The sequence below is a fragment of the Ancylomarina sp. genome (assembly GCF_041555295.1).
In the GTDB taxonomy this organism is placed as follows: Bacteria; Bacteroidota; Bacteroidia; order Bacteroidales; family Marinifilaceae; genus Ancylomarina.
The window spans coordinates 1-15033 of the sequence record NZ_JBFFKR010000003.1; the positions used below are offsets into that span (position 1 = coordinate 1).

Annotated in this window: 11 protein-coding genes; 3 read left to right on the forward strand and 8 right to left on the reverse strand. The window is 35.8% G+C overall.

The features are described from left to right. Positions 1–486: 486 nt before the first annotated feature. The 7 genes from ABY905_RS00545 to ABY905_RS00575 form a co-directional block, all read right to left on the reverse strand. A complete protein-coding gene (locus ABY905_RS00545) occupies positions 487–1884 on the reverse strand; it encodes an NAD(P)/FAD-dependent oxidoreductase (protein ID WP_372639461.1) in 1398 nt (465 codons plus the stop codon). Positions 1885–2118: 234 nt separating this feature from the next. Beyond that, on the reverse strand, positions 2119–5394 hold the full coding sequence (locus tag ABY905_RS00550; protein ID WP_372639462.1) for a S41 family peptidase: 3276 nt from the start codon (positions 5392–5394) through the stop codon (positions 2119–2121). Positions 5395–5660: 266 nt separating this feature from the next. Further along, positions 5661–6140 (reverse strand): hypothetical protein, encoded by a 480-nt coding sequence (locus ABY905_RS00555; RefSeq protein WP_372639463.1) that lies wholly within the window; start codon positions 6138–6140, stop codon positions 5661–5663. Positions 6141–6162: 22 nt separating this feature from the next. Beyond that, a complete protein-coding gene (locus ABY905_RS00560; RefSeq protein WP_372639464.1) occupies positions 6163–6567 on the reverse strand; it encodes a hypothetical protein in 405 nt (134 codons plus the stop codon). 72 nt (positions 6568–6639) lie between these two features. After that, the gene (locus ABY905_RS00565) at positions 6640–7197 is read right to left on the reverse strand and encodes an RNA polymerase sigma factor (RefSeq protein WP_372639465.1); all 558 of its coding nucleotides are present in this window, start codon (positions 7195–7197) and stop codon (positions 6640–6642) included. 192 nt (positions 7198–7389) lie between these two features. Next, positions 7390–9447: a transketolase family protein gene (locus ABY905_RS00570; RefSeq protein ID WP_372639466.1), complete on the reverse strand. Its 2058-nt coding sequence runs from the start codon at positions 9445–9447 to the stop codon at positions 7390–7392. A 281-nt stretch (positions 9448–9728) separates the two neighbouring features. Beyond that, the gene (locus tag ABY905_RS00575; protein WP_372639467.1) at positions 9729–11030 is read right to left on the reverse strand and encodes a VWA domain-containing protein; all 1302 of its coding nucleotides are present in this window, start codon (positions 11028–11030) and stop codon (positions 9729–9731) included. A 288-nt stretch (positions 11031–11318) separates the two neighbouring features. On the opposite strand from ABY905_RS00575, the gene ABY905_RS00580 reads away from it, so the two are divergent. Beyond that, entirely contained in the window at positions 11319–12134 is an 816-nt protein-coding gene (locus ABY905_RS00580) for a hypothetical protein (protein WP_372639468.1), read from the forward strand. 35 nt (positions 12135–12169) lie between these two features. Here the strand turns inward: ABY905_RS00580 and ABY905_RS00585 are convergent, their stop codons facing one another. After that, positions 12170–13213: a transglutaminase domain-containing protein gene (locus ABY905_RS00585; RefSeq protein WP_372639469.1), complete on the reverse strand. Its 1044-nt coding sequence runs from the start codon at positions 13211–13213 to the stop codon at positions 12170–12172. Between the two features lie 166 nt (positions 13214–13379). Here ABY905_RS00585 and ychF point away from each other — a divergent pair, with 166 nt between their 5' ends. Beyond that, a complete protein-coding gene (ychF, locus tag ABY905_RS00590) occupies positions 13380–14480 on the forward strand; it encodes a redox-regulated ATPase YchF (protein WP_372639470.1) in 1101 nt (366 codons plus the stop codon). A gap of 144 nt (positions 14481–14624) precedes the next feature. Continuing rightward, complete coding sequence (gene crcB, locus ABY905_RS00595; protein ID WP_372639471.1) at positions 14625–15002, forward strand: fluoride efflux transporter CrcB; 378 nt, start codon at positions 14625–14627, stop codon at positions 15000–15002. The last annotated feature ends 31 nt before the right edge of the window (positions 15003–15033 follow it).

A 15033-nucleotide genomic window follows, 5' to 3' on the forward strand; every position in this document is an offset into this window, starting at 1 on the left:
ATCATCGTGCAGTTAAGTTTGATAAAACAAGCGCCTTTGATTTAGAGTCGGATAAAACTATGGATGGAAAGAAAGCCATATCTAAAGGTAAGTTCGGTTCTAAAAAAACCTCATCAAAAGTAAATATCAGAGCAAACAACTGTAAGTTGAAATTGGAATAAAGAGCTACGAGAACTCAACACATCTGTACTGCATACGGCATTCAAAACACAACGAGAGGTACATTTTTGCTGCATACGGCACTCAAAAGTAAACGAGAGCTACATTTTCGCTGCATACAGCACTCAAAAGTAAACGAGAGCTACATTTTCACTGCATACAGCACTCAAAAGCAAACGAGAGCTACATTTTCGCTGCATACAGCACTCAAAAGTAAACGAGAGCTTCATGTCGACTGCATACGACTTCTAACAGCATTTAAGCCATAAAAAAACAGCCAGTGTTAATTAAAACACTGGCTGTTTGCATTTATCGTACGTTATAATTCTATCTATTTTTCAAAAGCTCACGAGCTATTACAACGCCATTAACCGAAGCTTGCATTAAACCACGTGTAATTCCGGGACCATCGCCTCCCATATAGAGATTCTTAACAGAAAGAGATTGGAAATCCTTAGCAACTTTAGCCACATTACAATAGAATTTAACCTCAACACCATAAAGTAAGGTTTCATCGGAGGCCAAACCTGGTGTAACTTTATCCAAGGCCATTATCATCTCACGGATATCCTTGAGTATACGGTGTGGTAAAACCAAGCTTAAGTCGCCCGGAACAGCATCTTTAAGCGTAGGGATAATATTGTTTCGATACAAACGCTCCTTTGTGGTACGACGCCCACGCATAAAGTCTCCAAATCGTTGAACCATAATCTGATTCTTGGTAAGCATGTTTGCCAAACGCGCTATATGTTTTCCATACTCGATTGGCTCGTTAAAAGGCTCTGTGAATTTTTGTGAAACCAATAGAGCAAAGTTGGTATTATCACTCTTCAAATCTTTGAAACTATGACCATTCACTACTGCTAAATCATTGTCGTAATATTCAGAGGATACAAATCCGCCTGGGTTAGAACAAAAAGTTCTCACCTTATCATCAAATGTTTTGGTATAGTGTATCAGTTTGGCTTCATAGAAATTATCATTTATTTCTTGCATGATTTCATTTCTACACTCAACACGAACACCTATATCAACTGCACCTACCTCTGTTGAAATATTCTCCTGAGTACACTTCTGCATTAACCAATCAGCACCTTCTCGTCCAACTGATACCATGACTTGATCAGCAAAATAATCGCCCTTACCATTGCGAACACCTTTAATTACCTCATCTTCGATAATCAAATCGTTTACAGCTGCATTAAATTGAACCTCTACGCCTTCAGAAGTCAAATAATCGTAAAGCTTGTGGTATAAAGCCTGAGCTTTTTCTGTTCCCAAATGACGAACCGGGCAATGCACCAGTTTTAAATTGGCCTCAATTGCTCTTCTTCTGATATCTTTCATTTCAGGACTAAAATCCTCGCCATGAATATCACCATCAGCCCCAAAAGCCAAATAAACCTCATCGGTATACTTGATCAACTCTATGGTTTTTTCTACACCTAAATATTTAGGCAGTGTACCTCCAACTTCGTGTGATAAGGAAAGTTTTCCATCAGAAAAGGCTCCAGCTCCTGCCCAACCCGTTGTGATACTACAAGGCTTGCAGTGCGTACAGATTCCTCCATTAACGTGCTTCGGACATTTCCTGTGGGCAATATCCCGCCCCTTTTCGAGCATCAGGATATTCAGTTTCTTACCTGATTTAACCAGTTCGTAGGCACAGAAAATACCAGCTGGCCCAGCTCCTACAATAATTACATCGTACTTTTTTGTCATCATTTTTAATTAGAAAATTAAACTTAGATGAGATTTGGGATGAATGCATCGCTTGACTCTTCTTTTTAAGCGGCTCGCTAAAAAGCAAACCCCTAAAGATAGAAAATAATAGCGCTAAAAATCACGATACAAGATGCTAATATCTAATTGAACCCACTCTAAATAAAGAGTAACTGAGAGCACAAAAAAGGCTGTCCCCTCTGAGGACAGCCTTGTATATTGAAGAATAGAATTAAACTATTCTACTGTTTTCAATAAATCTTCGATAGCACCTTCAAGCTGCTGATCGATACCTTTATCAATTTTTCCCGGCATATTTTTAATAATGACTTCTGGAACAGTTTGATTATTCTCCATCCATTCGCCTTTTTTGTTTTTAGCACTTACAGGAACAGATCCCCAAAGGACTTTACCATTTTGCAACATTTCCCATCCTGCAAAACTACAAGTTCCCGGAACTGGCATACCAATCATTTTACCGATACCCAAATCCTGGTAACCACAAGCAAAACAAGAACCATCGCTATACTGAGCTTCACCTACCAGAGCAACACTTGGCTTAGTCCAACGGTAACTAGGTTCGAAACCTAATACTCTATCTTCAACAGCATAATCGATAAAACGAACACCTGTTAAGAACATTGATAGGTCACCTACAAGGTCACCACCACCATTAAAACGCGTATCGACAATAAGTCCTTTCTTATCGAAATACTTACCCATTGCCTTCTCGTAAATATCACGATATTTTCCATCGCTCATACCAGGAAGATGCACATAGCCTAACTGACCATTACTCAATTTCTCTACATCAGCCTCGTTCATCTTAATCCAACGCTCATACAACAAATCACCTTCAGCTCTCAAGGAGATAGGTTTCATTGTAACATCCTGATATTTTTTAGTTGCAGGATCGTATACATGAAGTAGAGTAAATTGTCCAGCTTTTCTATTTAGATATTTAGCAAAATCAACATTCGTATCGATACTAACACCATCGATATGCTGAATAATCATACCCGCTTTAATTTTGATATGATCCTTATCAAGAGGTCCATTCTTTATAACCTCTGTAATCTTGATACCTTGCCCTTTGTATGAATAATCGAAGAACACACCTAATGAAGCTGTATTATCAGCACCAGACATACCGCCATAATAACGAGCACCACAGTGAGAAACATTCAATTCACCCAACATCTCAGATAACATCTCAGCGAATTCAAAATCGTTTCCAACTGATCCCAGTTTAGCTTGATAGTTATCTTTTAAAGCATCCCAATCAACACCATGGTAATCTGAAATATAAAACATTGATTTTACTCTCTTCCAAACATGGTTAAACATGTTTTGACGCTCAGCCGCAAGATCTAAAAGCATTTCACTACTTGTAGCAATAGATTTCTTTGATTTTGCTTTTAGATCGATAGTAGAAATATGTCCGTCAGATAAAAGAAAAAGTGTCTTTATATCCTTATCCCACATTAAGCTACCCGATTTAGCCCCTAGTGGCATTAACATCTTCGTTTCCTTAGTACGCAATTTAGTTGTCCAAAGGTTATAGCCTTTTTCAAACTTAGCTAAGTAATATAGATCTTCACCATCTTTAGATAGTACAGCATCACCCAATTTAGATGAATGAATAGTCAGTCTTTCTTTTCTATCCTGAAGGCCATCCCAGTCGAATTTAATAGCTTTTACTTCTGGCTCTTTCTTCTTATCCTCTTCTTCGTCTTTTTTCTTTTTATCTTTCTTGTCAGAGTCTTTCTTATCCTTCTTCTCTTTCTCTTCTTTGTCTTTCTTCTCCTTATCGCTTATTTCCTTCCAAAGCTTATACTCGGCTTTACTCATATGGAATTTATCCCAAGCATCGTTAGTCAAGAAAAGAGAATAAACATCCATCTGCTTTGACCCAGAATTCGCATGAGAACGCATCCCATTTCTATTGCTAAACCATAGAATCTGTTTGCCTTCGTTTACCCAGGTTGGAGAATAGTCGCCGTAACCACTTTCAGTTAGATTAATCATTTCTTTAGATCCATCAACGGCCAACAATACTGATTCGTCATTCGCCATAGTTGGAGCGTAAGAAACCAATAACCACTTGCTATCAGGACTCCACTGGTAATACTGATCGCCATCACCCATATAATACAACTCGTTTGGAGTCATTAGAGTGCGGCTTTTCTTTTTATCAAGGTTATATATTCTTAGCGTCTTTTTATTCTCAATGAAAGCAATTTCTTTTCCATCAGGAGAATATTCTGATTGATAGTTATCGTTATCATTAACAATTACGTTCTCTTCTTTCAATACAGTTGAAGCAAAGAAATAAGGTTCTTTCTCATTTACACGCTTTGTTTGATATATTCCCCACTTCGCATCACGCTCCGATGAATACATGATTGCTTTTCCATCAGGAGAAAAACTCACAAATTGTTCCTGAGCTGGTGTGTTTGTAATACGCTTAGTCATTTTAGATTCAACTGAAGAAACGAAAACCTCACCTCTTACGATATAAGCCACTTCTTTTCCATTAGGAGAAATAGCCATTTCCTTAATATTACCTGATACTGGCAATACTTTCATATTATTGTGTCTGGCTCCGGAACTAACTTCAACCTTAATAAGTTTAGCTTTCTGATTCTCAGCCTTGGTGTACAAATCACCATTGTGAGTATAACAAAGCGTTCCGTTGTTAGCCATACTCAAATAACGCACAGGGTGCATCTTAAAATCAGTAATTTGTTCATTTACTGATGGCTTCTCAATATTCATTTTATGAACATTAAAACATCCGCTTTCTTCACTTAAATAGTAAAGACTTTTCTCGTCAATAGAATAAATAGGGTTGCGATCTTCACCTTCGAAACTTGTAATTTTAGAATGAGTATCAGTCACAACATCGTATTTCCAAATATCACGAGTGATAGTTGACTTATGATGTTTACGGAAATAATCTTCACCACCTTTTTTGTCGATATAAACCATCTCACGACCATCTCTGCGAACTTGAACCTCTTCAGCAGGAATCGTAAAGATTTGTTCTGCACGGCCACCCGCTACTGCTACTTGATATAGCTCTGGCTGTGAACGTGTATTATACTGACGATGTTCTTTAGTATCTATACGTTGTCCTCCAAAAATGACTTTCTTATCATCGGCACTAAAAGAAAAAGGCAGCTCATTATTTGAATGGTAAGTCAAGCGAGTTGGCTGTCCACCATCAACGTCAACAACAAATACATCCATATTACCATATCGCTCCGATGCAAAACTAATTTGCGTTCCAGCATGATTCCAAACTGGCATATAATCATGAGCGTCATGAAAAGTTAAATTTCTAGCTTCCCCTCCTTCAGAAGGAATCAAGTAGATATCTCCTTTATAAGAGAAAGCGATATGTTCGCCATCAGGAGAAATAGCAGCGTAGCGTATCCACTGATTACTTTCTTTCGCAAATAACATTGTACCCGACAGGATGCACAACATTAAGACCAAGATCTTTTTCATTTTATATTCTATTATTTGTTAGTAGGTATGCGTAATTTGAGTTTATGACTCTTATTCACATTTTGTCATTTATCATTAAAATCCCAAAATTAAAGAAACTTAAGCTGAAATGATATTATTAAATGACAATTTAGTTTTATCAAACAATTCAACAGTTAAACTCAGGTTTGTAGAAGATATCGTATGAAAAAATCTTAGTAAAATTAAAAACAAAAGGCCCACAAGTTTTAAAACTTATGGGCCCCAAAATTATATGCAATGATCACCTATCTTCTACCTCTATTACCATTTCCCTGACCATGTCCGCGTAATTTACGAAGCAACATTCGTTGAAATTGTTTCTCTGCCAAATGCAGATCAAGAATTTGCTTTGCAGTGATCACTTTTTTAAACTTATAATGATAATCTCTTTCCATTTTGGCCTCTTCAACTTTAAGGTCAGCAATTCGATCACTTATTCTGCTAAGCTCACTTTCAAGTAAATTAAGTGAGTCCCTTTTCAAACTTGTGAAAAGTTCTCTGAACTCATCATGAATCGTCTGATTTTTTCTTTGCATTTCATTATATAAGGGCCAGAACTGCTGAGCATCTTCAGGACTAAGATCGAGCTGCTGGGTGATATACGAAATTTTTTGAGCCTCAAACTTAGCCCTCATTTCGGGTGAAATATTTCTTTGGTGACCTTGTGCCACAACTAAAGAAGTATATAATAGTAATATGAATAGAAAACTAATGAATTTGTACATGATCGTTTCTTATTATTTAAACTTATAGGTTTGCAAGTAAAATGTCAGTATCGATATCTGAATCCGAAAGATAATCAATAATGTCCTCAGATGTAGCATCCTGCAAATCATCAAAGAATTGAGCATCGATTTCATTGGTGGCAGCTTCAACAGAATCTATATGAGCTTTAGCTTGTAATTCTTCATTCCCGAATGAAGCTATTTTATATTCTGGAGAAATAGTAACCGATAAAATGATTCGTGCAGCAAATACCAAAACAAAAACACTGGCTGCCATCCACATATAAGGTTTAAGTTGAACAATTAAAGATCTCTTTTCTTCTACTTGCTCAAACTTATTTTCCTCTTGCTTGATTTTTTCTTGTATCCGCGCGCCCAAATTATCAAAGTAATTCTCTGGAACTTTATATGGATTATCTTTTTGCATATGATAATGATTTATTCTTAATTCATTAAAACCTCATCGCCTGTTAGACTGGTTCTGAAACCAATGGTTTAATTAGACCTCTCTTGAAATTAAAAAACGTTCGATTTTCTTTACCGCATGATGGTAAGATGCTTTCAAAGCTCCAACAGAGGTCTGAAGAATACTTGAAATCTCTTCGTATTTCATCTCGTCGAAATATTTCATATTAAAAACCAAGCGTTGCTTTTCGGGCAGCAGCACAATAGCCTTTTGCAGTTCTAATTGGGCTGTATCTCCGTCGAAATAAGGATCACTCTCTAAACTTGCCAAAAGTAATTCTTCTAATTCGCCATTCCCTGAGCCAAAATGTTTGCGTTGCTTTTCCTTTAGAAAGCTCAAAGCTTCATTAGTTGAAATGCGATACATCCAAGTAAATAGTTGAGATTGCGAGTGAAAATTCCCTAGTCCCTTCCATATCTTTACGCAGGTATTCTGTAACACATCATCTGTGTCTTCATGTGAAATAACAATTTTTCGAATCTGCCAATACAAGCGTTCCTGATATTTTCTCAGTAAGAGACCAAAAGCTTCTTCTTTGGTAGCCTCATCACGAAACATCTCTAAAATATCATCGTCTGATTTGTTTATCATCAATTACAACTTTTTAATATCCTTCAAAAGTAAGCATTCCAATAAAGGTGAATAGACGTTTGACGAAAAAAATTCCGTTTGGTTTAATCTGAATTCCCATCCTGACAAAATTAATTAATAAAGTAAGAATCAAGCACAAAAAAATCCGAAGCCTTTCGACTTCGGATTTTAAATATCTCGATATTGTTACGACTAAGCTAGTAGCGCTTCAATTTCTTTTACAACATTTTCAGCAGTAAAACCAAATTTCTCATCAAGCACATTTGCAGGTGCTGAATAACCGAAATGATCTAAACCAACTGATTTACCATTTGCTCCAACTAATCCTTGAAGTGTTACAGGTAATCCTGCAGTTAATCCTAAAGTAGGAATTCCAGCAGGTAGAACTTCATTTTGATATTCTGCTGATTGCTGACGGAATAAACCTTCAGAAATAACAGAAACAATCTGAATGTTCATGTTTCCTTTTGCACGTAAAAGCTCAGCTCCAGCTACAAGAGTTGAAACCTCAGAACCACTCGCTAAAAGAACCACATCAGGAGTTGTAGCAGGCTTCTCAACAATGTAACCGCCTTTTTCAGCTTGTAAAGCCTCCTGGTAACGGTTTCCTTTAGAAGGAAGTTCTTTAATATTCTGACGAGACAAAATTAGAGCTGTTGGCGTTTTGGTATTTTCCATAGCCATTTTCCAAGCTACAGAAGCTTCCAAAGCATCAGCAGGACGAAGAGCCAAAAGACTCATCTCTCCAGAGTGATTTTTAATTTGTTCCATCAAACGAATTTGAGCTTCTTGCTCAATTGGCTGATGAGTTGGTCCATCCTCTCCTACACGGAAAGCATCGTGAGACCAGATATATTTTACAGGTACTCCCATCAAAGCTGATAGACGAACTGCAGGTTTCATGTAATCAGAAAATACAAAGAAAGTTGCACAAGCAGCCCAAACACCACCGTGTAATGCAATACCATTACAAATAGATGCCATAGTTAATTCAGCAACACCTGCCTGAAGGAATGCTCCAGAGAAATCGCCTTTTCTAAGAGCCTTTGTATTATTAAGGAAACCATCTGTTTTATCAGAGTTACTCAAGTCAGCTGAAGAAACGATCATATTATCAACATTCTTAGCCAATTCAGCTAATACTGCAGCAGAAGCAACACGTGTTGCAACACCCGATTTCTGAGCGATTGCTTCATAATCAATTTCTGGAGCTTCCATTTTGAAGAAACCTTCAAGCTTAGCAGCCAATTCTGGATTTGCTTTAGCCCATTCAGCTTGTTCAGCTTTCTTCACAGCAGCAGCAGCAGTTTTCTTTGCTAATACTTCCTTGTAATAAGCTTCAACTTCTGGGAAAATCTGGAATGGATTTTCTGCGCTTCCACCTAAATTCTCAATTGTTTTAGCTAAAGATGCACCTGCAGCTCCCAATGGCTGACCATGAGTCGAAACCATGTTCTCAAAGCTACATCCATCAATATCAACAGCACCTTTACCCATTAGAGTTTGGCCAATGATAAGTGTTGGACGCTCAGTTTCTTCGTTTGCAGTTTTAAGCGCAGCACGAATTGCACTAGCATCATTACCTTTAATGGTAATAACGTGCCATCCCCAAGCTTCGTATTTCTTAGCTGTATCTTCGCAAGTTACTTCTTCAACTTTAGTTGATAATTGAATGTTATTTGAATCATAGAACATGATCAAATTACTCAATCCCAATGTACCTGCAATACGACCAGCACCTTGTGCAATCTCTTCCTGGATACCACCATCAGAGATAAAAGTGTAAGTTTTATGAGCCATCCACTCGCCGAAACGAGCTACAAGAAAACGTTCAGTAATAGCAGCACCAACAGCCATAGTATGACCTTGTCCCAATGGACCTGATGTATTCTCAACACCTCTTGCTTGATCAACCTCTGGGTGACCAGGTGTTACGCTACCCCATTGTCTGAAATTTTTCAAATCATCCATGCTGTAATTGCCTGTCAGACTTAAAATAGAATACAACATTGGTGACATATGACCTGGGTCAAGGAAGAAACGATCGCGATTCGCCCATTTCATGTCGGTTGGGTCGAAATTTAAGAATTCCGAGAAGAGTACATTTACAAAATCAGCTCCACCCATCGCACCACCAGGGTGTCCAGATTTTGCTTGTTCAACCATAGCAGCTGATAGTATTCGAATATTGTCCGATGCCATATCAGTTACCGATAATTCCACTTGTTTGTCCATTTCTTTTGGCTCCATTCTAGTCAAGAGTTTTTAGATGATTAAAAAATCTGGTTCAGATTTTATTTAATGCTCGCAAATATACGAAAATTATCAAGGGAAGGGGTAAATTATTAATTGCTCATAGGAATTAAGAACTAACTTTCAAAAATTCATAATAGAATAGATAGCTAGATTGTTAGCACACAAAATGGGTGGATGGAAAATGGATTAACAATAGATAAAAGAATTGAAGAACAAATGAAACTCGAATTTGACACAAATTAAATGTAGAATCATATCGCAATTATATCATTCTATTACAATCTAACAGCCATAGAACTACCTGAAGTTATAATAAACGAGCGTTTTTTAGTATAATGAGACAGTCGCACGGTTTTGCTTCTAAAAACTAAGTGATAATTACCGGGTTGAAGCGTTAAAGTTTTTCGTAGTTCTCTATCATCAAGAGCACACACCCACTTCATTTTACCGTCAATTTTAATGAATAAATTACAAGGCCCATATGTTGGTTTAAAAATAGTCACCAAACCTGGTCGTGGAACATCAATCACTGTGGTTTCAGAAGGTTTAATTTGTACATCATCAATTTTGATACGTGGCAAAGTCAACAGCTCCAAACTATAATTTCCAATCAAGTATTTCTGAGAATAATCAATCGCCTGTACATTTATAGTTTCAGCATCCTTTTTAACTATACAAGTCAAATTCTTCAATAGACTAGTTCTTTGTGAGGTAATCCTCAATTTACCCTGTACAGCTTTAAAACCAACTACAGAATGTTTCCCTGGTTCAATTCGAATACTATCTGTATGTAATTCTGGAAGAGTATGAACCGTAATATCATAGGCAATAAGTGGATCAAGAAAAAGAGTATCAGGTAAGCCCATCGAATTCATGGTATGCATATACTGATAGCGTAATTTTCCAGTCGTATGATTATAGAAAGTCATTGGCACATTACTCTCAGTAGGTTTATCATTCTCATCTAACAAATTAACTTGCATCGACGTTTTATCAAGAACCTGAGATATCACATAATTCAATATTCCTCCAAAGTCTCTCTCTTTATTAACTTCAAGAAACTCGCCCACACATTCAAAACTCTTTTTATATCTCTTATCGAGGCCAATTCCAATAATAAAAGGTTCAAGAATAATTCCTTTTTTCTGCAGATCTTTAGAAACTGCACAAGGATCACCATCGCATGCTTCAACTCCATCAGTGATTAGAATAACAACATTCCGGACCAGCTCCTTGGATTCTGGAAAATCAGATGCAGCCATAGAAAGAGCATAAGCTATTGGTGTAGTCCCTCTTGCATTTAAATACCGAAGAGTTTGGCGAATTTCACCAGCATTATCAAACGAAAAAGGAACCTCTAATCTTGTATCTTCACAATCTTGTGGTGGAAATGAACTTTGATGACCATATACTCTAAGTGCCATTTCAACATTACTTTCAAGCTCCAAGCTATCAATCATCTCAATCAGAAAATTTCGAGCAACATTCATTTTTGTCGATTTTTCCCATCGCCCATTCATACTTTGAGAAGCATCGAAAATGAATAATATTCGTGTTTTCTCTTTTACTGTTTTCATCTTTTGAGGAAAAGCTTGAACAGTAATCATACTTAGAAGCAAAAAGAAACAATATTTTAGTAATCTTTTCAAGTTTCGGTGTATTGATAAGAAGGCATATTATTTATAAAAATAAGCATTCTTCATTAAGTCTTAAAAGTCTAGCTTATTTATTCTCTCAATATAATGAAAATTATATAGATGTTATAATTGTTGGCTCGTTCAATAAAAAACATCACAAGATCTGATATGTAAGATATATTTGTAAATTTATTGATCCTTTTAAATACATTATTATTAAATAGATTAATGATCAAAAAAATCTTATACATCTCTTCTACATTAATCCTGCTATTATTAGCAATTATGTACACCGCCAATGATAAGTCTTGGGTTATTAAGTTCTATGTTGATAGAGGTGAAATTCAAACTAGAACCTTGATTTATATAAAAGGAGATAATTTGAAAATTGTCACAAATGATAGAACCTACCTTTACAATTCCAGCACTGAAACGCTAAGTTTCGTTAATCAACAAGAAAGAATATTTTGGTCTGGGGAAGTGAATAATTTCAGAAAAGCGGTGGCAGAATTCAAAATGCAAAATAGCAATGATTTTCTAATCAATGATGTTTCATTTTTAAGGAATCTAAATACAATTGATAAAAAACTTTTAAAAAAAATGATCAGTCGTAGAATTGGAAAAAACCCTCTAATTCCAGATTATAGTATATATAATAATTTCAATATAAAGAGCACTCCAAACTTTAGTTCGATAGATGATTATGTCGTACGTAAATACGAAGTAATAAATAAAGGAAAAGCAATAGAGGAAATATGGATTGCTGAAAACATCCTTTCACATATGGGCTGGAATATGGATCACTTCAAGGACTTTTTAGAAGCCTTCTTTTTTCATTCCGGAATTGCACCTTATTTTAATTTGAACTCATATATGAAAGTTCGAAAAAATGGTCTGCCTATGAAAGTTGTCATTTTCCATGATAATGGAAAAACAGTAATAACGATGAATCATGCCTCAAGAACAAAACTTACCGCAGAATCGTTCTCTATTCCTATTAACTTCAAATTAACACCTCTCAATCAAATGTTAAAGTATAATTAAAAAAGAAGGCTTAATGCTTAATTTCTGAAGCCTTCTTATTTTTGACTTTGAGTTATTTGAATCCATTTCTCAAGTAAAAGTAAATTATCTAGTGCCTGCAAAAACATTAACTGTGCTGATACATCTTGAGTTTCACGAAATAATAGCATTGCTTTTTTAATCTTATCCTTCGCCTCCAACAATTCTTTAAGTTCTTTTTTTTCCAACGTATTCTGAAAACTTAGAATTACTCGTGCATATCTAAGATATTCAATGGCTCGATTAAATTTATTTGAAGAATTCGTTTTATAAATTTCGTCAGCCGTTTTCAAACATCGCTCCCTTACACCTAGCTGCATATAAGTTTTAAGACTATCTTCATAGCTATAATGTGTTTTTTTCTTGATTAGATAATCGTTAATCATATCATCTCCCATATTAAAGATCGATATGGGTACAGGTGTTTCTAAAAATTGCCACATAGGCACTAGTGGCAAATGAGACAAAATAAATTCTTGTGGTTTTACCATGTAAAACTCGTTTGTACTACTCTTTATACCCGTATGTTCAAAACTAGCATAGGCCCAAGTTAAATCAAAAAAACGCCACTCATCATTTACCTTCACAACATTCCACGAATGTGTTGCTCTATCCTGAAAGGCTCCTTTCTTTGATATATAGCCGCCAATAGTATAAGCTTCAATACCCGATTGCTGACAGAAAAACTGAAAAAGCCTTGAAAACCCTTCACATACGGCTTTTCTTTTCATGAGAACAGAAACTGGGGATACACTATTATTAGACCCCATATAAAACAACAAATTTTTATCAAAAAGGAGTTCAACTTGATTTTCATACTTAATATTTGTGATGATCCACATATAAAAAGCTCTTATTCTTTCTTCATCATCCACTCCAATAGAATCGAGATAGCGATGCAGATGAATAATATTATTGGATAGGCTGTCTGGAACTTTTTTGACCTGACGATCAATAGCTCCATACTTACTAAAAGTTGGTTCTTGAGCTTTTGCAGGATTCAAATCTCCAATAAGGAGAATGATAAAGACAATATACTTTATGTAGAAATTAGTTGCCATATTCTAAAGCTAATAAATAATATAAACTAAGTCATATATATCAATCGACTTAGTAACTATTTAACAATTATTGATTAGACTAATTTCAGAATTGGCACATCGGAATTTTAAATGTACTTTTGCACAGATTTTTTGAAACTCAGCTAATTAATAAATAAAATATAACATGGCATTACAGTGTGGAATCGTAGGACTACCTAATGTTGGTAAATCCACTTTATTTAATTGTTTGTCGAATGCAAAAGCACAGTCGGCTAATTTCCCTTTTTGTACTATCGAGCCTAATATAGGTGTAATAACTATACCTGATGAACGTTTAATCAGATTAACAGAATTGGTCAAGCCGCAAAAAGTGCAGCCTTCAGTAATGGAGATTGTTGACATTGCAGGCTTGGTTAAAGGTGCTAGTAAAGGTGAAGGTTTAGGAAATAAATTCTTATCAAATATTCGCGAAACAAATGCAATTATTCATGTATTACGTTGTTTCGAAAATGGTAATATCATACATGTTGATGGTTCAGTTGATCCTATTCGCGACAAGGAAACCATTGATATGGAATTACAACTTAAGGATCTTGAAACTGTAGAAGCTAGACTTCAGAAAGCGGCTAAACTTGCAAAAGTTGGTAAAAACCCAGAAGCTAAACGTCTTGCTGATGTACTTGAACGTTATAGAGACGTTTTGATGCAAGGAAAATCAGCTCGTGTCGTTGAATTAAGCGAAGCTGAAGAACTAGTTACAAAAGATCTTCATTTATTGACTACCAAGCCAGTATTATATGTTTGTAATGTTGATGAAGCCTCAGTAACAAAAGGCAATGCTTATGTTGATGCAGTAAAAGAAGCTGTTAAAGATGAGAATGCGGAAGTTCTAATTGTTGGAGCTGGTATTGAAGCTGATATTGCCGAACTTGAGTCGTACGAAGAAAAACAAATGTTTCTTGAAGATCTTGGTCTTAAAGAGCCAGGTGTTAATAAATTGATTAAGGCTGCATTTAGACTTCTTGAACTTGAAACCTATTTTACTGCTGGTGTTAAAGAGGTAAGATCATGGACATATCCTAAAGGTGCTAAAGCTCCACAAGCTGCAGGTGTTATCCACACTGACTTTGAAAAAGGGTTTATTCGTGCTGAGGTTATCAAGTACGAAGATTTTTCGAACTTAGGAACTGAAGCGGCATGTAAGGAAGCAGGAAAAATGAATGTAGAAGGTAAAGAATATGTGGTTCAGGATGGTGACATCATGCACTTCCGTTTCAATGTGTAATTGATCACATTCAAAGATATTTCAAGGCTGTCCTAAAAGACAGCCTTTTTTCACGACTTCAATTCTTATCTAAAATTCTAGTTAATTTCAGCTTAGCTTGTTAATATTTCTATCTTTGTTCAAGTATCTAAATAGTCACAGATTATGCTTCGAACACTTTTACTTATTGGATTAGGCGGTTTTTTAGGCAGTATTTCTAGATTTTTAATTGCATTGGGTGTGAATCGTATTTTCCAATCAGTATTACCGGTTGGAACACTTGCGGTCAACATCTTAGGCTGTATTTTAATCGGAATTATCTATTCCCTAGCACAGGAAAAGAACATGTTAAGTCCAGAACTCAGAATATTCCTTGGAGTTGGTTTCTGCGGTGGATTTACAACTTACTCCTCCTTTGCTTTTGATAAGTTTAGTTTAATAAAAACTGGCGATTTTCTAATGCTATCTGTTTATGTAAGTGCTAGTGTTTTTTTAGGCTTGATTGCTGTTTATCTCGGTAGTCAAATTCACAAACTATTCTAATTTATTCATCCATTCTCCATAGTGCATTCAA

What these genes read in the sequence shown, in the direction of transcription:
- ABY905_RS00575 (WP_372639467.1), bottom strand. Translation starts at nt 11,030, where the DNA reads ATGAAAACAGTAAAAGAGAAAACACGAATATTATTCATTTTCGATGCT.
- ABY905_RS00545 (WP_372639461.1), bottom strand. Translation starts at nt 1,884, where the DNA reads ATGATGACAAAAAAGTACGATGTAATTATTGTAGGAGCTGGGCCAGCT.
- ABY905_RS00580 (WP_372639468.1), top strand. Translation starts at nt 11,319, where the DNA reads ATGATCAAAAAAATCTTATACATCTCTTCTACATTAATCCTGCTATTA.
- ABY905_RS00550 (WP_372639462.1), bottom strand. Translation starts at nt 5,394, where the DNA reads ATGAAAAAGATCTTGGTCTTAATGTTGTGCATCCTGTCGGGTACAATG.
- ABY905_RS00570 (WP_372639466.1), bottom strand. Translation starts at nt 9,447, where the DNA reads ATGGAGCCAAAAGAAATGGACAAACAAGTGGAATTATCGGTAACTGAT.
- crcB (WP_372639471.1), top strand. Translation starts at nt 14,625, where the DNA reads ATGCTTCGAACACTTTTACTTATTGGATTAGGCGGTTTTTTAGGCAGT.
- ychF (WP_372639470.1), top strand. Translation starts at nt 13,380, where the DNA reads ATGGCATTACAGTGTGGAATCGTAGGACTACCTAATGTTGGTAAATCC.
- ABY905_RS00555 (WP_372639463.1), bottom strand. Translation starts at nt 6,140, where the DNA reads ATGTACAAATTCATTAGTTTTCTATTCATATTACTATTATATACTTCT.
- ABY905_RS00585 (WP_372639469.1), bottom strand. Translation starts at nt 13,213, where the DNA reads ATGGCAACTAATTTCTACATAAAGTATATTGTCTTTATCATTCTCCTT.
- ABY905_RS00560 (WP_372639464.1), bottom strand. Translation starts at nt 6,567, where the DNA reads ATGCAAAAAGATAATCCATATAAAGTTCCAGAGAATTACTTTGATAAT.
- ABY905_RS00565 (WP_372639465.1), bottom strand. Translation starts at nt 7,197, where the DNA reads ATGATAAACAAATCAGACGATGATATTTTAGAGATGTTTCGTGATGAG.